Source organism: Nonomuraea fuscirosea, from assembly GCF_035917475.1.
In the GTDB taxonomy this organism is placed as follows: domain Bacteria; phylum Actinomycetota; class Actinomycetes; order Streptosporangiales; family Streptosporangiaceae; genus Nonomuraea; species Nonomuraea fuscirosea.
This window is the reverse complement of sequence record NZ_CP109074.1, coordinates 1245574-1266606: the sequence shown is the minus strand read 5'-3', so window position 1 is coordinate 1266606 and position 21033 is coordinate 1245574. Positions and strand designations below refer to the sequence as shown.

Below are 21033 nucleotides of genomic sequence, written 5' to 3'. Positions count from 1 at the left end.
CCGCGCCGCGCAGGAGCCCTCGTGTCTCGTTGTCCGCCGGCTCTCCCGAGACGGAAGCGCCGGCGCCAAGTCCTGTCAGCAGTCGTGCCCGGCTCGCGCCGGGCATGTCCCTAACCGGCGACGTGCTCACCCGCCGGTCCCGCCTCGCCGCCGCGCGTGATGTCGCGGTCCAGGTCGAGCGGGTCGGCAAGCGCACCGGTGCTGGCGTCGAGCGGCCCCTGCGCCAGCCTGGTCACCTCGGGGGGAACCGGCGGCGCGAAGTCGGCCACAAGGCGCAGCCCTGTGAGCACATCGTCGGGTCGAACGGCAGGCGTCATGTGCCGAACAACCATGCGCAGTATGACACACGGCTCTCCTCGCACCTGAGCTGCGGTTCTGTCTGTTCCCTCGGACACCGTGAGCCCCAGTACGGCCTCCCGCGCGTCGAAGCGGCGCAGACCCTTCTTGGTCAGGCGCTCGACTTCCACCGTGCCCGCCGCGAGAAACTTCTCCGCCGCCACCTCGGCGAGCTCGCGATCGGCACCGGGCAGCCGCACCTCCCACTCGGAGACCTCCAAGCGGTCGGCCAGCCCCCCCGGACCCGCCTCCACAACGTCGAGCACATCGAGCCCAGGCGGCAACGACTCGTCCAGGTCCTGTCTGACCTGGCCGGGGTCGCACGGCGTGGTAACACCGATCTCGAGGTATTCGGCTTCGCTGGCGACGCCGGTCGGCGCCGCGCCCGCGTAGGAGATCTTCGGGTGGGGCGAGAAACCCGCGCTGTAGGCCACCGGAATGCCGGCACGGCGAACCGCTCTCTCAACGGCTCGCGAGATGTCGCGGTGGCTGGTGAAGCGCAGGCGGCCGCGCTTGGCGTAACGCACACGCAGGCGCTGCACCGTAGGCGCGGGCGGGGGCCCTTCGGGAACAGGTTTCAGAGCTTGTCGTCCTTCCCTTGTAAGAGTTCCTTCGTCTCAGGATAAGCCGCTCCGGCGTATGAACGTGTACGCCGTGACACGGCTCGCCCACTGAGCGCGCTAGACCACCGTAAGAGGAAGGAGTTTCCGCCCCGTCGGGCCGATCTGAATTTCCGTGCCCATGGTCGGGCATACGCCGCAGTCGTAGCACGGAGTCCAGCGGCAGTCCTCGACCTCAGCGCCGGAGACGGCCTCCTGCCAGTCCTGCCACAACCATTCGCGGTCGAGCCCGGCGTCGAGGTGGTCCCAGGGCAGAACCTCGTTCTCCTCGCGCTCGCGGGTGGTGTACCAGCCGACGTCGACGCCCGCCTTCTCCGCCGCCGACATCCAGCGTTCGTAGGAGAAGTGCTCGCTCCAGCCGTCGAACCGGCCGCCGTCCTCCCAGACGGCTCTGATCACGGCGCCGACCCTGCGGTCGCCGCGCGACAGCAGGCCCTCGACGATGGACGGCTTGCCGTCGTGATAGCGGAAACCGATCGCCCGGCCGTACTGCTTGTCGCCTCTGAGCGAGTCGCGCAGCGCCTTGAGCCGCCGGTCGACGGTCTCGTGGTCGGCCTGCCCGGCCCACTGGAACGGGGTGTGCGGCTTGGGCACGAAGCCGCCGATGGAGACCGTGCAGCGGATGTCGCGGCTGCCGGTCGCCTCACGGCCCGCCTGGATGACCTTCTTGGCCAGGTCGGCGATGCCGAGGACGTCTTCGTCCTCCTCGGTGGGAAGCCCGCACATGAAGTAGAGCTTGACCTGCCGCCACCCCTGCGAATAGGCGGTGGAGACGGTGCGGATCAAATCTTCCTCGGTGACCATCTTGTTGATCACCTTGCGCATGCGCTCCGACCCGCCCTCGGGCGCGAACGTCAGCCCCGAGCGCCTGCCGTTTCTGGAGAACTCGTTGGCCAGGTCGATGTTGAACGCGTCGACCCTGGTCGAGGGCAGCGACAGCGAGGTGTTGGTGCCCTCGTACCGGTCGGCCAGCCCCTTGGCCACGTCGCCGATCTCGGAGTGGTCGGCGGACGACAGCGACAGCAACCCGACCTCGTTGAAGCCGGACTCCTTGATGCCGTTCTCGACCATCGCCCCGATCGTGGTGATCGACCGCTCACGCACCGGACGCGTGATCATGCCCGCCTGGCAGAACCGGCAGCCGCGCGTACAGCCGCGGAAGATCTCCACGCTGAACCGCTCGTGCACCGTCTCGGCCAGCGGCACCAGCGGCTTCTTCGGATAGGGCCACTCGTCGAGGTCCATCACCGTGTGCTTGTGCACCCGCCACGGCACGTCGGCCCGGTTGGGCGCGACCCGCTTGATGCGGCCGTCGGGGTGGTAGTCGACGTCGTAGAACTTCGGCACGTAGACCCCGCCGGACTCGGCGAGCCGCATCAGCAGCTCGTCGCGACCGCCCGGCCGGCCCTCCGCCTTCCACTCACGGATGACCTCGCTGATAGCGATGGAGATCTGCTCCCCGTCACCGAGCACGGCCGCGTCGAGGAAGTCGGCGATCGGCTCGGGGTTGAAGGCCGCGTGGCCACCCGCGAGCACGATCGGGTCGTCCTCACCGCGATCCACGGCCAGCAACGGAATGCCGGCCAGGTCGAGCGCGGTCAGCATGTTGGTGTAGCCGAGCTCGGTCGAGAACGACACCCCCAGCACGTCGAAGGCCCGCACCGGCCGATGCGCGTCGACCGTGAACTGCGGAACCCCCTCGGCCCGCATCAGAGCCTCCAGATCGGGCCAGACCGCATAGGTCCGTTCGGCCAGCGTGGCGGGCAGCTCGTTGAGGATCTCGTAGAGGATCGCCACACCCTGGTTCGGCAGCCCGACCTCGTAGGCGTCCGGATACATCAACGCCCAGCGCACGTCGGCGGAATCCCAGTCCTTGACGGTCGAGTTGAGCTCACCCCCGACGTACTGGATGGGCTTCTGCACCTTGGGCAGCAGCGCTTCCAGGCGGGGAAAAATCGACTCGACAGACATACGCTCCAGCGTAGCGGCGATCAGACGGTGACACGTCCCCGACCACCACACCGCCCCAGCTCCTACCAGACCACCTCCATCCCTCCACCCCACCCGAAGCCCATCCCTCCACCCCGCACCACCCCCGAAACCCGTCCCCCACCCCCACCCAGGCTTCCATCCCTCCGCCCCGAACCGTCTCGGAACCGTCCCTCCACCCCCACCGAGGGCATCCACCCCTCCACTCCCGCCGCCGGCACCTATCCCTCCACCCACTCAAGGAACCCGTCTCCACCCCTCGGGAATGCCTCTTGTCCCTCCCCTCCACGCCCAGCCCACCTCAGAAACGCCGTCCCTCTGCACACCTCGGAACGCCTTCCACCCCTTCCCTCCGGACCTCCTCCCTCACCCCAGACCCACACAGAACGCCTAACCTCCACCATCCATACAGAGCGCACTACCTCCACCCCAGAAAGCACTCCTTCCACCCAGCCCCACTCGACAAGAAGCGCCCGCTCCCAAGGGACCCAACCCACCGACGACACCCCACAACGCCAGAATCCGCACTGTCCAGAGTCGCGACGACCAGCATCGAGGGTGCTCAGCGAACGGTGGACCAGGCCAAATAGCAGGCCACCCGCAAGCACCGCCGCTTGCGCTCTCCCGGAAGGACCGCCACCTGCGGCCTCCGCCGAAGGACCGTCTCTTACGGCAGCCGGCAACCCCGCACTGATCAACGCCCCCCGATCACCGACCAAGCGTCGACCGCCATGAGCCCGGTCCAGTTGCGGCGGCGCTGAGGATGGTGTGCAGACCCCTCCGACGCGCCCTCACATCCTCAATAACGGGATGAAGCACTACGCAAGTTAGTACGCCCTGGACCAGCACGGGGGACGGGTGCACTACACACGCCAGGAGTGGGCACTGACACGCACCAGTCCGCCCAGCCCGCAGCAGGTTGGTACCGACGGACATTACGGCCAACTCCCCCGCCTACACCCATCACGCCCCTGCAGAGGCTCTAAATCACCACGCGCCCTCTCAGCACGCCGAACCTGCGACAGGTCCCCAGTCCGCACCAATCGTCCACGCACGCGTCACGTCCGGACGTCACGACGTGCACTATCGCGATCCCCTAGCAGACGCCTCAACGACTCCACGCCAATCCGCCCGGCAACGCGCCTACAGACCCCGCCCCAAGCGCCCCGTCAGCACCCATGGCACGCCGTCGCCGGACAAGCACCCAGCCAACTCCCCCACCGATACCCCCACACCCGCCACCCCGGCCCCCAGACGCCCTTGCAGACACCACAACAAGCGCCGCCCTAAGCACCCGCAGCAAGCACCCTCAGCGACACCAGCCCCCCGTAGACGAGTAGACGACCTCACCGACACCGCAAGAAGCGTCCCCAGAGGCGCCCCGGAGGCATCGCGGTACAGACACACGGCAACCACCCAGCAGACGCCCTCACCACTGCCACGCGGGACCTCACGGACTCCCTCACCGACACCACGGCGAACCACCGACACCACGCCGAACCCCACAGACGTCACCACCGACACCACGCCGAACCCCGCAGACGTCCTCACCGACACCGCGACAAGCGTTCACGCAGGGTTCCTCACCGACCTCGGCAGGCGTCACCGCAAAGTTCCCCACCGACACCGCGACCGGCATCACCCCCAGGACGGCGCCAAGGACCTGCCTCGTCACTCGAACGACTGTCTTCGCACTCTGATGGCCTGCAGCAGCCCGACCGCGATCAAGTTCGCGAACGTGGCGGTGCCCCCGTAGGACACGAATGGGAGCGGCAACCCCGTGATCGGCATGATCCCGATCGTCATCCCGACATTGATGAACGTCTGGAACGCGAACCAGCACACGATCGTGCCCGCCACCAGCGTCCCGAACCTGTCCTCGCACTGTCTGGCGATCTTCAGCCCGCGCAGCAGCACCACACCGAGCAGCAGCACCACCGTGACCGACCCCAGGAAGCCGAATTCCTCGCCCGCCACCGTGAAGATGAAGTCCGTGTGCTGCTCGGGCACGAACCGGCCGGTCGTCTGCCCGCCTCCGAGCAGCCCCTTGCCCAGGAGCTGTCCCGAGCCGATCGCGATCATCGATTGCGTGCTGTTGTAGCCCACCCCGCGCGGATCCACGCTCGGGTCGACGAACGCGGTGAACCGCGCCACCTGGTAGGGCTCCAGCATCTGGAAGTAGAACACCGAGAACATCCCGGCGCACGCCACCAGCGTCAGCGCTCCGATCAGCCGCTTGCGCACGCCCGCGATGATCAGCCCCGCGGCCGTGATCACCGCCAGCACCATCGCCGTCCCCAGGTCGGGCTGGAGCATGACCAGCCCGATGGTGAGCGCGGCGGCGAACAGCGCGAGCGTCACGTCCAGCGCCCGTGGCCGATCGGTCCCCTCGGCCGGCTGGGCCAGCAACATCGCGATGATGAGCAGCAGCCCCACCTTGGCGAACTCGGACGGCTGCACCGCGAACCCGCCGCCGAGCAGGATCCACGAGTGTGACCCGTTGATCGTCGCGCCCAGCGGCGTGATGACCAGCACCAGGCCCACCACCGACAGCAGGAACACCACCGGTGCGTACGCCCGCATCGCCCGATGGTCCACCATGGCCACGAGCCCGCACAGCACGAGACCGATGGCCTCGTTGAGCATGTGCTTCTTGACCAGCCCCGTCGCGCCCGGCGCCCAGGTTCTGGTGGACGACCACACCAGCAGCGTGCCGATCACACACAGCCCCGCCACGGCGACGAGCATCAGCCCGTCGAGCCGCCGCACCGTCGAGTTCTCGCGAGCCATCCGCCGAAACAGCGAGGGCCGCCGTACGGCCACCGTCCGCGCGTTCACCGGCCACCTCCCGTCAAGTCCGCGCCACCCGACCGCCCCCACCCACGCCCACGTCGCGTCACATCCGCGACGGCCGATCCCCCACGCCCGCCTCCCACCACTCTCGCGACAGCCGACTGCCCACGCTCGCCTTCCGCCAAGTCAGCCAAGTCAGCCACGCCAGCGACGTCAGCCACGCCAGCGACGACCGACCGACCACACCCAATCCCCACCACGTCCGTGACGACCGGCCGCCCGCGCCCGCTCATCCTCCGGCCACCGTTCCGTCAGGGGCGAACTCAGGAAGCCGGGTGCTCAACCGCCCGCCCGGCACCGCGGGCTTGCGTTTGATCCCGTAGATCCCCTCGTAGATCTCCCGTACGGCCGGAGCCGCCGTCTGCGCGCCCATGCCGCCCTGCGACACCATCGCGACCACCACGTACTGCGGGTTCTTCGTCGGCGCGAACGACGCGAACCACGAGGTGTCCTTCTTGCCCCATACCTCCGCGGTGCCGGTCTTGCCGCCCACCCGTACCTTGTTCATCGGGAATCCGGCGAAGGCCCCGGCCGCGGTGCCGTCCGCGGCTACCTGGCTGAGCGCGTTCTTGATGTAGAGGCGCTCCTTCTCGCTGAGCGGCAGCTTGCCCACCACCGGCACCGGAATCTTTCTGACCACCTTGCCGTCAGGCCGCACCTGCGCCCACCCGATGCGCGGGCTGCGCACCTTGCCGTCGCTCACCAGCGCCATGTAGGCCCTGGCCAGCTGCATGGGCGTGACGAGCACGTCGCCCTGCCCGATGGAGAAGTTGGCGGAGTCGCCGGGCCGCAGCAGGAAGCCCTCGGTGCAGTTCTCCAGCGCCAGCCGCTTGAGGAACTCGGCCCGCGCCTTGTCCTTGACCTCCGGGTAGCCCTTGCGGGAGCGCTCGCAGTTGATCGCGCTCGTCCTGTTCCACAGGTCCTTCTTCCACGCCCGGTCGGGGATGCGGCCGGCCGACTCGCCGGGCAGGTCGACCCCGGTCGGGCTGCCGAACCCGAAGGCCCTGGCCATGTTGGCGAAGATCTCCTTGGGCGGCTTCTTCGGCGTCCGCCCGCCGTCCTTGATGTACTGCTCGTACGCGGCCCGGTAGAAGATCGTGTCGCACGACTTGACCAGCGCCGTGTGCAGGCTGAGCGTGCCCAGCGCGATGCCGCGGAAGTTGTTGAAGGCCCGGCCGCCCACGTTGTAGGAGCCGGGGCACGAGTACGTCCCGTTGAGCGGATAGCCCGCGCGCAACATCGCCGACACCGACGAGACCTTGAACGTCGAGCCCGGCGCGAACTGGCCGTTGATCGCCCGCGACACGAGCGGCTTGCCGGACTTCTCCGACAGCAGCCACTGGTAGCCGCGCGCCGAGATGCCGCCCGCCCAGATCTCGGGGTCGTAGTTGGGCGCGCTGGACAGGGCCACGACCCGCCCCGTACGCGCGTCGAGCACCACCGCGGCCCCGCCGTCGGCGCCGGGCGCGGACTTCATCGCCTTCGCCAGCGCCTTCTCGACAACCATCTGCACCCGCGAGTCGATGCTGGTCACCAGGTGATCGCCGGGGATCGGGGTGATCTGCTCCTCGACGCCGAGCGCCTTGCCCATCCGATCGACCTGCACCCTGCGCAGCCCGGCCTTGCCTCGCAGCGCGTCGTCGTAGACGTATTCGAGCCCGTCGCGCCCGGCCAGGTCGACCCCGGAGAAGCTGGCCTTCAGCCCTTCCCGCTTCTCCAGTTCAGCCTCGGTGACGGGTTGCAGGTAGCCGAGCATCTGCGCCCCGGCCCTGCCGCCGGGATACTGCCTGACGGAGTGGATCTCCGCGGTCACCCCGGGGAACTCCTCCTGCCGCTCCAGGATCTGCAACGCCTCGCGCGTGTCCACCTTCTCGTCCAGCGGAACCGGCTGGTACGGCGACCCCGTCCAGCACGGCTTGCCCACCCCGGGTCCGCAGGGCGTGATGCGCTGCTGCAGGTCGGCCACCGGTCGCCCGAGCACCTGGGACAGCTTGGTCAGCACCTTGACGCCGCCGTCCTTCATCCGCGACAGCCGGGTCCTGTCGACGGACACCACCAGAGCGGTCTTGTTGCGCACCAGCGGCCGGCCCTTGGAGTCGAGGATCTGACCCCGGACCGCCGGCACGATCACCACCCTCGTCCTGGTCTCGGTGGCCCGCGTCACGAACTCCTGCCCGCGCACCACCTGCACCTGCCACAGGCGCACGGCCAGCACGACGAGCAGCGTCAGCACGAGTACGTGGAGCACCAGCAGCCTGGCGCGCATCCTGATCATGTCGAGAACCTCGCCTGTCTGCCGCGCGTGGTCAGCCAGATCACGATCGGCGACACCAGCAACGTGTAGACGATCGTGACCGGCACCTGTTCGGTCAGGGTGGACAGTGTCACCCGCGGATCACCGATCAGCCCGCCCACGGCCGCGGCCAGCAGTGGCGCCATCAGCACGCACAGCACGACGGTGGTGACCGGCCCTCCCGCCCCTCGCCCGGCGACGTAACCGGCCAGCGCCAGCACGAACGCGTACTGGCCCACGAGGTGCGCCGAGGGCGGCATGACGTCGACCAGCAGCCCCGTGCAGAACCCCAGCACGGCCCCGGACGACGGCCCCCGGACCAGCGACGCCCCGATGACGGCGAGCAGCACGAGATCAGGCGCGCCCCCGGCGGGCAGCGACACCCGGTTGACGAGCATCACCTGAGCCAGCAGCGCCAGCACCACGGAAACCCCGCCGATCACGCCGCCCCCTCCCCACACGCGGAAAACCGCCCCACGTCACCACCCGGACACCCCCGCCAAGCCCAACCTGCGGACCCCACCCGAACCCGCCCAACCCCGTCGCCCCACGTCAACTGCTCACGCCCCACCCGACCGCCCCGCAGCACTTGCTCACGCTCCGCCCGACCGCCCCACGGCCCCTGCTCACGCCCCACCCGACCACTCCGCCGTACCTGGTCACACCGCACCCGACCACCCCGCCGCACCTGGTCACGCCACCCCCGGCCACTACTCCGCCTCGATACACCGTCCGGCCTCGCGCGACCACCGCTCCCCGCCCCGACGCCCCCGGCACACCGCGCGCGACCGTCCCGGCTGCCGATCACCGCGCCCGCTCCTTGGCCGGCAGCACCGCGTCACGCGGGTCCCGCTTGGGCGCTTCCACCACCACGCCGACCGCGTCGAGCGCCGTCAGGTCCGCGTACGGGCGCGCGTACGCGATCCGCGTCAGCTCTCCAGGCGTCGACTCCACCCGTTCGATCACCCCGATGGGCACCCCGGGCACGTACGGCCGCCCGTGCTGCGACCCGAAGCTGACGATCCGTCCGCCCCTGCTCAGCGACGCCGTGGAGTCGAGCAGCCGGAACTGCACGAGCCGGCCGTGCTCCCCCACCCCGTGGACGACGCCGATCTCCTTGCCGCCTTCCAGCCGCGCCCCCGCGGCCGAGGCGGGATCGCTCAGCAGCACCACGGTCGAGGTGCGGGACGACGCGTGCAGCACCCGGCCGACCAGCCCGTCTCCGTTGAGCACGGTCATCTCGGACCGCACCCCGTCGTTGGTGCCGACGTCGATCTGCACCGCGTCCTCGAACCCCGGCTGCCCCCGCCGCGCGATCACGTTGCCGGTGACCACCTTGTATCCCCCGGTCCCGGCCAGCCCGAGCAGCTGCTTGAGCTGCTTGGCCCGGTCGGCGTCGAGCTTCCCGGCCAGCAGGCCGGCCCGGAGCTCGGCGTTCTCCTCCTTGAGCGCCTCGATGCGCTGCTTGGCGGCCGGCGCGGTCAGGATCGCGTGCACGAACCCGCCCACCGGGCGGACCACACCGCTGCCGAACTGCTCCGCCGTGCCGAACAGGTAGGCCCCGGCCGCACGCAGCGGGCGCAGCGGCGAGCTCTCGCCGGTGCGGTGGTCGACGGTCAGGATGACCAGTGCGGCGGCGAGCAGCACTCCCAAGATCAGCCGAGCTCGGCGCGAGTCTCTCATCAGTGCCGCGACTCCGGCACCAGGACCTGCTGGAGTGCCTCGAACTCCTCGGCGCACTTGCCGGAGCCGATGGCGACGGAGTCGAGCGCGTTGTCGACCAGGTGGACCGGCATGCCCGTCTCGGCCTTGACCCGCTCGCCCAGCCCCTTGAGCAGGGCGCCGCCACCGGTCAGCGCGATGCCGCGGTCCATGATGTCGCCGGACAGCTCGGGCGGGCACTTGTCGAGCGTGGTCTTGACGGCATCGACGATGGCGTTGACCGGCTCCTCGGTGGCCTTCCTGATCTCCTCGCTCGACACGATGATGGTCTTGGGCAGCCCGCTGACCAGGTCACGCCCGCGAACCTCCGCGTGCGACTCCTCACCGAACGGGCACGCCGAGCCGATGGCGATCTTGATCTCCTCGGCCGTGCGCTCGCCGAGCATCAGCGAGTATTCCTTCTTGGCGAACGCGATCACGGCCTGGTCGAGCTCGTCACCGCCGATCCTGATGGACTGGCTCGTCACGACGCCGCCCATCGAGATGATCGCCACCTCGGTGGTGCCGCCGCCGATGTCGACCACCATGTTGCCGGTCGGCTCGTGCACCGGCAGCCCGGCCCCGATGGCGGCGGCCATCGGCTCTTCGACGATGTAGACCCGCCTGGCTCCCGCCTGGTATCCGGCCTCTTTCACCGCCCGCTGCTCGACGCTGGTGATGCCACTGGGTACGGCGATGATGATGCGCGGCTTGGCGAAATGACGCCGTCGATGCACCCTTTGGATGAAGTATCGCAACATCCGTTCGGTGACGTCGAAATCGGCGATCACGCCGTCCTTCAACGGACGGATCGCGATGATATTGCCAGGCGTGCGACCGATCATCCGCTTGGCCTCGATGCCGACCGCCACGATCTTGCCGGTCACGGTGTTGATCGCGACGACTGACGGCTCATTGAGTACGATGCCGCGGCCACGCACGTAGACCAACGTGTTGGCGGTGCCAAGGTCGACCGCCATGTCACGGCCGAGGAACGCGAGCTTGCTGCCCATGGGGAACGGAGCCCTCCGTAACGTCGTTCGCGAATGACTACGGATCGAATTCGAATCGTAACGTGACGTACCCACCGATGCGCGCAATGAGCCATCGCGCCCGTCAAAAATCTCCAGCCCCTAGCTCAACCGCAATTTTGCCCGGATTGCACCACAACATCCGACAGCGAGCTGGAACGATCCAACATCCAATCCAAAGAAACCCTACGGCAAGCCCCCGACAAAAACCGGCTCAAGAATCGCGGTCACAGACCAGGAAATCCGCGCGAGCCCACCCTGGAACCCTACGAGAAAGGACCGACAGAAAAACAAGCGCGCCCGCACAGCCGAAGCTGCGCGGGCGCGAAGGGGCCGGAGGCGACTAGAACCTGTCCGGGAAGAAGATCTTGATCTCCCTCGCGGCCGACTCGGGCGAGTCGGAGCCGTGGACGACGTTCTCGCCGATCTCGAGGGCGTGGTCGCCGCGGATCGTGCCGGGCGCCGACTTCACCGGGTCGGTGGCGCCGGCCAGCGCGCGGAAGGCCTCGACGGCGCGCGGGCCCTCCAGCACCAGGGCGACGAGCGGCCCCGAGGTGATGAACTCGACGAGCTCGCCGAAGAACGGCCGCTCGGAGTGCTCGGCGTAGTGGGCCTTGGCGGTGTCGGCGTCGAGGGTGCGCAGGTCCATCGCCACGACCTTGAGGCCCTTGCGCTCCACACGGGCGATCACGTCACCGATGAGGCCGCGCTTAACCCCGTCGGGCTTGATCAGGACAAGAGTGCGCTCGGACACTTGGAGTTCTCCTTCGAACATGGTGGGGTCACGGCGGCAGGCACCGGCCTGGCCGCGAGGACGCTTCGCGGGGCACGCGCCCGCACGTCGCCGTAGCAGGGCCCTCAGCTTACCGTCCCGAGCCCTCGCCCTAGCTTCCGTACGCTGGAAGCCTAAGCGGAGCCGTAAGCCACACGACCGTCGGAAGATACGCAGAAGCCGGAGCGGCGCAGAAGCCGCAAGCTACGCGGCCGTCGGAAGCCGCACAAAGCCGGAAGCTACCCACAAAGCCGGAAGCTCCACAGAGAGCGGCAACCGCGCAGAAGCCGGAATGCTACGCGGAACCGGCGTCCTCGGGCGACTGCCCCTGCGGCGGCACCGCGGGCGTCACACCACCCACCCCCGCCACCGGCTCCACGATCGGCCCGGCCATCACCGCACCGACCCGAGGGATCGCCACGGTGGACGGGTCGTCATCGTCGCCATCAGGCCGCACCACTTCGTCACCGTCCGGCCCCGCCTGATCGGCTCCCCGTACGAGCAGCACGTCCGCGGGAGGCAGTCCCGCGCAGGGAACGTCCGGCGGCGTCCCCGGCCCCTCCGGCACGACCGGAACCCCGCGCCCAGGGCGACGGGCCATCACGGCCGCCAGCACGATGATCATCACCAGCAGGAAGCCACCGGCCAGCGCCCACCAGTGCAGCGCCCCCACGAAACTGTCGACGAGTTCCTGCGCCGACCGCACGCCGTGCAGCATCGCCATCTGCACCCCGGCGCCGAGCAGGAACCCCGCCAGCACCCCCGCGCAGCCCAGCGACAGCCCGGACATCGCCACACCGGCCCCGACCCCTTGCAGGGCCGCGGTCACCGCCACCGCCGCGCCCACCGCGAGCAGGCTGAACGGCACCGTCAGCACCATCCCGTCGGCGGCGGGCACCACGAGCCGCACCGAGCAGAGCCCGGCCACCATGGCCAGCAGCCCCAGCGACGCCACCCGGCGCCCCACGCCCTGCGCGAACAACCGCACGGCCACCGCCGCCACGATCGCGAGCACCCCGGCCACCGCGTACGGCACCCACAGCCCTCGCAGCCCCGGCCCGCCGAGCCCGCCCATCTCCACCAGCGTCACCTGCGCGGCGCTGGGCAGCAGCACCGCGCCGACCGCCACCATCGTGTACGCCGAGGTACGGCTCTCGGAGGAGCCGATCGAGGCCAGCGCGAGCAGACCCAGGATCGCGACCACCGCCAGCACCATGACGGGAACGGCTCGCCAGCCCTCGGTCGCCGTGCTGATCGCCAGCGCCGCGATGCCCGCCGCGGGCACGGCCGTCAGCAGCAGCCGCCCGCGTTCCCCGACGCTCGGCACGGGCCCGGCGGGCCGCCCGCCCAGCGTCCACGCGACGAGGTGAACCGCCGCCAGCCCGAGCGCGACGCCGGTCACCAGCGGGTACGGCTGCAGCGTGACCCGCCAGCTGCTCACCGCGTCGAGCGGCCACAACGCCAGTGCCTGCGCCGTGAGCAGGCTCAGCCCGAACATGCCCGCCCACAGCGCCCGCAGGACGGCGGCCCGGTGCCACACCGCCGCCAGCGTGGCGGCCAGGATGACGCCCGCGCCGACGCCGCGCAGCACGCGGACCACGCCGACGAAGAACTCGGAGCCCGCGTAACCGCCGGCCGCCTCGGACAGCGCCACCAGCACCAGCCCGCCGAGCAGCAGGTGGGGCGCGGGAACACGGCGCAGCGCGGCGGCCACGAGCGGGACGGTCAGCATCAGCGCGGGCAGCGAGAGCCCGTTCGTCCGCATGAGCCCGGCCTGGTCGAGGTCGTCGGGCAGCAGCCTGGCGACCACGGAGAGCGTATTGGGGATCGAGACGACCGCCAGCGGCAGCGACGCCACGACCAGTAGCCCGAGCACGATGTCGAGCAGCCAGGAGTTACTGAGGCGCGCCTGATGCGGCGGCCGTTGAATCGGGGGGACGGCCATGTAGGCCGACTTTAGCGGGTAGTAGCGCCCTCGACACGGCGAGCTACGATAATCGCCGTGATCCACAGCGCGGCGAAGATCACGCCGAGGAAGAACATGGTCGGCACGAGGAAGCCCGTGGCGATCGCCAGGACCTGTACGACGCTGCCGACGATGTACCCGACAGGCCGCTTGAGCATGCCCGCGGCGACCACGCACAGCACGAGCAGACCGATGCCGACCGCCACAGCGAGCCCGGGCTCGACCCCGCCCACGCTGATCGCCACGGGGGTGATGAGGCCGGCCACGATGGCCTCCATGCCGAGCACGCTCGCGCCGAGCCGGCGCATGCCCGGGGTGACCTCGAAGTCCATCATGCGCCATCCGCCTTCAGCAGCTGCCGGGCGTCGCCGGCCGTGACGACGGACCCGGTGATGAGCACGCCGGTGCCGCTGAACTCGCCCTCGGCGTCGGCGATCCCGATCGCCCGGTCGATGGCGTCGTCGAGCCGCTCGACCACGTGCACGCGGTCCTCGCCGAAGAGCGGCTCGGCCAGGGCCGCGAGCTCCTCGGCGGACAACGACCTGGGCGAGGAGTTCCGCGTGACGACGATCTCGTCGAGGATCGGCTCCAGCAGCTCGAGCAGCCCCTCGACGTCCTTGTCGCGCATGACACCGACCACGCCGATCACCTTGGCGAAGTCGAACGCCTCGTGCAGCCCGTCGAGGGACGCCTGCATGCCACCGGGGTTGTGCGCGGCGTCGATCACCACCGTGGGGGTGCGCCGCATGACCTCCATCCGCCCGGGCGAGGACGCCTGCGCGAACGCCTGGCGGACCAGCTCGACGTCGAGCGGATCGTCGCCTCCGGTCAGCGCTTCGACCGCGGCCAGCGCGGAGACCGCGTTGCTCGCCTGGTGGGCGCCGTACAGCGGCAGGTAGACGTCGTCGTAAACACCTTTGAGCCCGCGGAGCGACAGCAGTTGCCCGCCGATCGCGACCTCGCGGTTGAGCACCCCGAACTCCAGCCCCTCACGGGCGACGACCGCGCCGACCTCGGCCGCGCGCCGCATCAGCACCTCGGCCGCGGCGAGCTCCTGCTGCGCGAACACCGCCGTCGCGCCGGGCTTGATGATGCCCGACTTCTCCGTGGCGATGCTGGGCAGGTCAGGGCCGAGCCGGTCGGTGTGGTCGAGCGAGATGGGCGTGATGACCGACACGGTGCCGTCGGCCACGTTGGTCGCGTCCCAGGAGCCGCCCATGCCGGTCTCGACGACGGCGACGTCGACCGGGCTGTCGGCGAACGCCGCGAACGCCATGGCCGTCAGCAGCTCGAAGAACTGGATCCGCCGCCCCTGCTGGTCGGTCAGGTCGACATAGGGAATGATCTCCTCGTAGACCTGCGCGAACCGCTCCTCACTCAGCGGCTCTCCGTCCACGGTGATGCGCTCACGCATCGAGACCAGGTGCGGGCTGGTGAACCGCCCCACCCGTAGGTTGCGCTCCTTCAGCAGCGCCTCGGTGAGCCGCGCCGTGCTCGTCTTGCCGTTGGTGCCGGCGATGTGTATGACCGGGTACGCCCGCTGCGGCGAGCCGAGCAGGTCAAGAAGGGCCGCGATCCGATCGAGCGTCGGCTCGAAATCCCACTCGACGCCACGATCCAGGATCGCGCGTTCTACCGCACGATAATCCACCCCTCAACCCTACTGACCGTCATCACCAGTCCGTACCCGGGGCGAACCTCTCCCCGACCCACAGCCGGCCGCACGACCCCTCACAGCGGGCCCGCCCAGGCAGGAGACCGTCCCCAGGAACGTCCTCAGCGAGGCCCACCCGAGCCCTCACAGGCCAGCAGCCCGCCAAGCTGCCCCGAAAGGCTGCGCGGCGGCAGGACCCTGAGAAAGAGTCCGGACATGCAAGAAGAGGGCTCCGACGCTGTGAAGCGTCGGAACCCTCCTCGAGAAAGATTGTCCGGCGGTGACCTACTCTCCCACACCCTCCCGAGTGCAGTACCATCGGCGCAGAGAAGCTTAACTTCCGGGTTCGGAATGTAACCGGGTGTTTCCTTCCCGCCATAACCGCCGTAACCCTCTGAAACACACAAACAACACACGCTGTTTGCTGCCTCAGAATTGCTTAGTGGACGCGAGCAATACTCCAAACCCATCGAGTGCGGCGCAGCTCTGGACCCGGCGAAGAGAACAGAACGCAGCACACACCCCACAGAGCAAAGAAGAGTTGCTTTGTGGTCAAGTCCTCGGCCTATTAGTACCGGTCAGCTCCACACGTTACCGTGCTTCCACCTCCGGCCTATCAACCCGGTCGTCTACCGGGAGCCTTACCCCTGTTACAGGTGGGAGACCTCATCTCAAGGCGAGCTTCCCGCTTAGATGCTTTCAGCGGTTATCCCTTCCGAACGTAGCCAACCAGCCGTGCACCTGGCGGTACAACTGGCACACCAGAGGTTCGTCCGTCCCGGTCCTCTCGTACTAGGGACAGCTCCTTTCAAGTCTCCTGCGCGCGCAGCGGATAGGGACCGAACTGTCTCGCGACGTTCTAAACCCAGCTCGCGTACCGCTTTAATGGGCGAACAGCCCAACCCTTGGGACCTACTCCAGCCCCAGGATGCGACGAGCCGACATCGAGGTGCCAAACCATCCCGTCGATATGGACTCTTGGGGAAGATCAGCCTGTTATCCCCGGGGTACCTTTTAGCCGTTGAGCGACACCGCTTCCACACGCCGATGCCGGATCACTAGTCCCAGCTTTCGCTCCTGCTCGACCCGTCAGTCTCACAGTCAAGCTCCCTTGTGCACTTACACTCAACACCTGATTGCCAACCAGGCTGAGGGAACCTTTGGGCGCCTCCGTTACTCTTTAGGAGGCAACCGCCCCAGTTAAACTACCCACCAGACACTGTCCCCGATCCGGATCACGGACCAGAGTTAGACGTTCAAAACGACCAGAGTGGTATTTCACCAATGACTCCACCCGAACTAGCGTCCGAGCTTCCCAGTCTCCCACCTATCCTACACAAGACGCTCCAAACGCCAATGTCAAGCTGTAGTGAAGGTCCCGGGGTCTTTCCGTCCTGCTGCGCGTAACGAGCATCTTTACTCGTAGTGCAATTTCGCCGGGTCTGCGGTTGAGACAGCGGGGAAGTCGTTACGCCATTCGTGCAGGTCGGAACTTACCCGACAAGGAATTTCGCTACCTTAGGATGGTTATAGTTACCACCGCCGTTTACCGGCGCTTAAGTTCTCACCTTCGCCCAGCCGAAGCTGAACTAAGCGGTCCCCTTAACGTTCCGGCACCGGGCAGGCGTCAGTCCGTATACATCGTCTTACGACTTCGCACGGACCTGTGTTTTTAGTAAACAGTCGCTTCCCCCTGGCCACTGCGGCCCCCACCAGCTCAGGATGCAAAACCCATCACCAGCAGAGGCCCCCCTTCTCCCGAAGTTACGGGGGCAATTTGCCGAGTTCCTTAACCACAGTTCACCCGATCGCCTTAGTATTCTCTACCTGACCACCTGAGTCGGTTTAGGGTACGGGCCGCCACAACACTCACTAGAGGCTTTTCTCGGCAGCATAGGATCATCCACTTCACCACAATCGGCTCGGCATCACATCTCACCCTCAAGTGTTGCGGATTTGCCTACAACACGGGCTACATGCTTACCCCAGGACAACCATCGCCTGGGCTGGACTACCTTCCTGCGTCACCCCATCGCTTACCTACTACCCGATCGGATCGAGCGTTCACTCTGACGGCCATCCCGAAGGACAACCCGAGCTAAGGACTCTTAGCATCACGAGGTTCAGTATGGGCGCATTGAAGCGGGTACGGGAATATCAACCCGTTGTCCATCGACTACGCCTGTCGGCCTCGCCTTAGGTCCCGACTTACCCTGGGCGGATTAGCCTGGCCCAGGAACCCTTGGTCATCCGGCGCGAGGGTTTCTCACCCTCGATTCGCTACTCATGCCTGCATTCTCACTCGTGTACGCTCCACGGCTAGATCACTCTGCCGCTTCACCGCATACACGACGCTCCCCTACCCATCAACCCCCCTCGAAAGGAGGATCAATGCCACGACTTCGGCGGTGTACTTGAGCCCCGCTACATTGTCGGCGCGGAATCACTTGACCAGTGAGCTATTACGCACTCTTTCAAGGGTGGCTGCTTCTAAGCCAACCTCCTGGTTGTCTCTGCGACTCCACATCCTTTCCCACTTAGCACACGCTTAGGGGCCTTAGTCGGTGATCTGGGCTGTTTCCCTCTCGACTACGAACCTTATCGCCCGCAGTCTCACTGCCACGCTCTCACTTACCGGCATTCGGAGTTTGGCTGACGTCAGTAACCTTGTCGGGCCCATTAGCCATCCAGTGCTCTACCTCCGGCAAGAAACACGCAACGCTGCACCTAAATGCATTTCGGGGAGAACCAGCTATCACGGAGTTTGATTGGCCTTTCACCCCTACACACAGATCATCCCCCAGGTTTTCAACCCTGGTGGGTTCGGTCCTCCACCCAGTCTTACCTGAGCTTCAACCTGCCCATGCGTAGATCACTCCGCTTCGGGTCTACAGCATGCGACTCAAACGCCCTCTTCAGACTCGCTTTCGCTACGGCTCCCCCACACGGGTTAACCTCGCCACACACCATAACTCGCAGGCTCATTCTTCAAAAGGCACGCAGTCACATCACACACCAGCAAGCTGATGTAAGCTCCTACGGCTTGTAGGCACACGGTTTCAGGTACTATTTCACGACCCCTCACCGGGGCACTTTTCACCTTTCCCTCACGGTACTCGTGCACTATCGGTCATCAGGGAGTATTTAGGCTTACCAGGTGGTCCTGGCAGATTCACACAGGATTTCTCGGGCCCCGTGCTACTTGGGATCCCCTCAAGAAGCCCTCAAGGTTTCGCTTACCCGGCTCTCACGGTCTACGGCAGCCCTTCCCAGAGCTTTCAACTACCTCAAAGGTTTATCACTTCTTGTGGTTCCGGCAGAAACCACCAGAGGGTCCCACGACCCCGGACATGCAACGCCCGCCGGCTATCACACACGCCCGGTTTAGCCTCATCCGCTTTCGCTCACCACTACTCACGGAATCACTCTTGTTTTCTCTTCCTACGGGTACTGAGATGTTTCACTTCCCCGCGTTACCACCAACCGCCCTATACATTCAGGCGGAGGCAACACCACATGACTGGTGCTAGGTTTCCCCATTCGGACATCCCCGGATCAACGTCTGGTTGGCGACTCCCCGAGGCTTAACGCAGCCTCCCACGTCCTTCATCGGCTCCTGATGCCAAGGCATCCACCGTGTGCCCTAAAAAACTTGGCCACAAAGATGCTCGCGTCCACTATGCAAATCTCAAACAACAAACAGCAACCGGCTCCCACCCCACAACCCGCAGGATGTTCACCGGCCCTGTACCGAGGTCAAACAAGCAAACCCTAAAGGCTGCCCGTTTCCTCAGGACCCAACAGTGTGTCCAACCAGCCCGGATCCCCGACACGCCCGTTCCCACTCCACTGTCTCCAGTGGCGGTACCAGAACGCCGGCCATCCGGCCAAGCTGAGTAGCCAGTGCTCCACTAGTGAGCTGTCACCCCACCACACATTCGGTGGTGACGGGTGAGAGTGCTCCTTAGAAAGGAGGTGATCCAGCCGCACCTTCCGGTACGGCTACCTTGTTACGACTTCGTCCCAATCGCCAGCCCCACCTTCGACCGCTCCCCCCAGCAAGCTGGTTGGGCCACGGGCTTCGGGTGTTGCCGACTTTCGTGACGTGACGGGCGGTGTGTACAAGGCCCGGGAACGTATTCACCGCAGCGTTGCTGATCTGCGATTACTAGCGACTCCGACTTCATGGGGTCGAGTTGCAGACCCCAATCCGAACTGAGACCGGCTTTTAGGGATTCGCTCCGCCTCACGGCATCGCAACCCTCTGTACCGGCCATTGTAGCATGTTTGCAGCCCAAGACATAAGGGGCATGATGACTTGACGTCATCCCCACCTTCCTCCGAGTTGACCCCGGCAGTCCCCCATGAGTCCCCAACCACCAAAACGGTGTTGCTGGCAACATGGAGCAAGGGTTGCGCTCGTTGCGGGACTTAACCCAACATCTCACGACACGAGCTGACGACAGCCATGCACCACCTGTCACCCAGTCCGAAGAAGGATCTATCTCTAGACCTGTCCGGGTGATGTCAAACCTTGGTAAGGTTCTTCGCGTTGCGTCGAATTAAGCAACATGCTCCGCCGCTTGTGCGGGCCCCCGTCAATTCCTTTGAGTTTTAGCCTTGCGGCCGTACTCCCCAGGCGGGGCGCTTAATGCGTTAGCTCCGGCACGGAACCCGTGGAAGGGTCCCACACCTAGCGCCCAACGTTTACAGCGTGGACTACCAGGGTATCTAATCCTGTTCGCTCCCCACGCTTTCGCTCCTCAGCGTCAGGTAAGGCCCAGCAAGCCGCCTTCGCCACCGGTGTTCCTCCTGATATCTGCGCATTTCACCGCTACACCAGGAATTCCACTTGCCCCTACCTACCTCTAGCCGGCCCGTATCCACCGCAGACCCGCAGTTAAGCTGCGGGCTTTCACGGCAGACGCGACCAGCCACCTACGAGCTCTTTACGCCCAATAATTCCGGACAACGCTTGCGCCCTACGTATTACCGCGGCTGCTGGCACGTAGTTAGCCGGCGCTTCTTCTGCAGGTACACGTCAACTTCGTCCCTGCTGAAAGAGGTTTACAACCCGAAGGCCGTCATCCCCCACGCGGCGTCGCTGCGTCAGGCTTCCGCCCATTGCGCAATATTCCCCACTGCTGCCTCCCGTAGGAGTCTGGGCCGTGTCTCAGTCCCAGTGTGGCCGGTCGCCCTCTCAGGCCGGCTACCCGTCGTCGCCTTGGTAGGCCACTACCCCACCAACAAGCTGATAGGCCGCGAGCCCATCCCCAACCGAAAAACTTTCCACCACCACCCGATGCCAGGGGCGGTCATATCCGGTATTAGACCCAGTTTCCCGGGCTTATCCCAGAGTCAGGGGCAGGTTGCTCACGTGTTACTCACCCGTTCGCCGCTCGAGTACCCCGAAGGGCCTTTCCGCTCGACTTGCATGTGTTAAGCACGCCGCCAGCGTTCGTCCTGAGCCAGGATCAAACTCTCCAAACAATGTCTGGAAACAATCCCAACAAAAATCCATCAAGCAAACAATCACTTGACGAGGTGTTGCATGAAAATCATGCACTGGCTTTTAACACACTGTTGAGTTCTCAAGAAACGGACGCGTACATCCGCACCAGAATCTCTGGGAGACCCCGGTGCGCGAGGCGCACATTTCATTTCCTTCAGTTTACCAGATCCGGACGATCCTTGTCAAACCGCCCGATCCGGGAGCTTCCGGACTCGCCTCTCTTCGAGGCAACCCTGCTAACTTACTCCAACTTTCGGCTCTTGTCCAACCGCGCGGCTGGAGTCGCCCGAAAGTCGGGGTTCGTTC

The 21033-nt window shown here is 66.4% G+C and carries 11 protein-coding genes and 3 rRNA genes; all 14 read right to left on the bottom strand.

From position 1 onward, the window contains the following. Window positions 1-110 precede the first annotated feature (110 nt). A complete protein-coding gene (locus OIE67_RS05670) occupies window positions 111-878 on the bottom strand; it encodes a TIGR03936 family radical SAM-associated protein (RefSeq protein ID WP_326637317.1) in 768 nt (255 codons plus the stop codon). A 138-nt stretch (window positions 879-1016) separates the two neighbouring features. Next, on the bottom strand, window positions 1017-2927 hold the full coding sequence (locus OIE67_RS05665; protein ID WP_326637314.1) for a TIGR03960 family B12-binding radical SAM protein: 1911 nt from the start codon (window positions 2925-2927) through the stop codon (window positions 1017-1019). Between the two features lie 1689 nt (window positions 2928-4616). Next, window positions 4617-5783 (bottom strand): rod shape-determining protein RodA, encoded by a 1167-nt coding sequence (gene rodA, locus OIE67_RS05660; protein ID WP_326637313.1) that lies wholly within the window; start codon window positions 5781-5783, stop codon window positions 4617-4619. Between the two features lie 244 nt (window positions 5784-6027). Continuing rightward, a complete protein-coding gene (mrdA, locus tag OIE67_RS05655; RefSeq protein ID WP_326637311.1) occupies window positions 6028-8073 on the bottom strand; it encodes a penicillin-binding protein 2 in 2046 nt (681 codons plus the stop codon). After that, a complete protein-coding gene (mreD, locus tag OIE67_RS05650; RefSeq protein WP_106250493.1) occupies window positions 8070-8534 on the bottom strand; it encodes a rod shape-determining protein MreD in 465 nt (154 codons plus the stop codon). Before mreD ends, mrdA begins: the two co-directional genes overlap by 4 nt. A gap of 361 nt (window positions 8535-8895) precedes the next feature. Beyond that, window positions 8896-9774, bottom strand: coding sequence for a rod shape-determining protein MreC (gene mreC / locus OIE67_RS05645; RefSeq protein ID WP_106250494.1), 879 nt, complete (start codon window positions 9772-9774; stop codon window positions 8896-8898). Beyond that, window positions 9774-10805: a rod shape-determining protein gene (locus OIE67_RS05640; RefSeq protein ID WP_106250496.1), complete on the bottom strand. Its 1032-nt coding sequence runs from the start codon at window positions 10803-10805 to the stop codon at window positions 9774-9776. Before OIE67_RS05640 ends, mreC begins: the two co-directional genes overlap by 1 nt. A gap of 361 nt (window positions 10806-11166) precedes the next feature. Further along, window positions 11167-11598 carry a nucleoside-diphosphate kinase gene (gene ndk, locus OIE67_RS05635; RefSeq protein WP_106250498.1) on the bottom strand — a complete coding sequence of 144 codons (432 nt, stop codon included), beginning with the start codon at window positions 11596-11598 and terminating at the stop codon, window positions 11167-11169. Window positions 11599-11890: 292 nt separating this feature from the next. After that, entirely contained in the window at window positions 11891-13540 is a 1650-nt protein-coding gene (locus OIE67_RS05630; protein ID WP_326637304.1) for a hypothetical protein, read from the bottom strand. Window positions 13541-13551: 11 nt separating this feature from the next. After that, the gene (locus tag OIE67_RS05625) at window positions 13552-13896 is read right to left on the bottom strand and encodes a DUF4233 domain-containing protein (protein WP_326637302.1); all 345 of its coding nucleotides are present in this window, start codon (window positions 13894-13896) and stop codon (window positions 13552-13554) included. Further along, complete coding sequence (locus OIE67_RS05620) at window positions 13893-15212, bottom strand: bifunctional folylpolyglutamate synthase/dihydrofolate synthase (protein WP_326637300.1); 1320 nt, start codon at window positions 15210-15212, stop codon at window positions 13893-13895. The genes OIE67_RS05625 and OIE67_RS05620 overlap by 4 nt, the downstream gene beginning before the upstream one ends. Window positions 15213-15487: 275 nt before the next feature. Beyond that, window positions 15488-15604: ribosomal RNA gene (gene rrf, locus OIE67_RS05615) — 5S ribosomal RNA — on the bottom strand. A gap of 159 nt (window positions 15605-15763) precedes the next feature. Further along, window positions 15764-18873: ribosomal RNA gene (locus OIE67_RS05610) — 23S ribosomal RNA — on the bottom strand. 310 nt (window positions 18874-19183) lie between these two features. Further along, window positions 19184-20705: ribosomal RNA gene (locus tag OIE67_RS05605) — 16S ribosomal RNA — on the bottom strand. The 16S, 23S and 5S rRNA genes sit together here, the layout of an rRNA operon. Window positions 20706-21033 lie beyond the last annotated feature (328 nt).

Excerpts from the sequence above, each read along its gene's own strand:
- OIE67_RS05665 (WP_326637314.1), bottom strand. The coding sequence starts at position 2,927 with ATGTCTGTCGAGTCGATTTTTCCCCGCCTGGAAGCGCTGCTGCCCAAG.
- ndk (WP_106250498.1), bottom strand. The coding sequence starts at position 11,598 with ATGTTCGAAGGAGAACTCCAAGTGTCCGAGCGCACTCTTGTCCTGATC.
- mrdA (WP_326637311.1), bottom strand. The coding sequence starts at position 8,073 with ATGATCAGGATGCGCGCCAGGCTGCTGGTGCTCCACGTACTCGTGCTG.
- OIE67_RS05640 (WP_106250496.1), bottom strand. The coding sequence starts at position 10,805 with ATGGGCAGCAAGCTCGCGTTCCTCGGCCGTGACATGGCGGTCGACCTT.
- OIE67_RS05625 (WP_326637302.1), bottom strand. The coding sequence starts at position 13,896 with ATGATGGACTTCGAGGTCACCCCGGGCATGCGCCGGCTCGGCGCGAGC.
- mreC (WP_106250494.1), bottom strand. The coding sequence starts at position 9,774 with ATGAGAGACTCGCGCCGAGCTCGGCTGATCTTGGGAGTGCTGCTCGCC.
- OIE67_RS05630 (WP_326637304.1), bottom strand. The coding sequence starts at position 13,540 with ATGGCCGTCCCCCCGATTCAACGGCCGCCGCATCAGGCGCGCCTCAGT.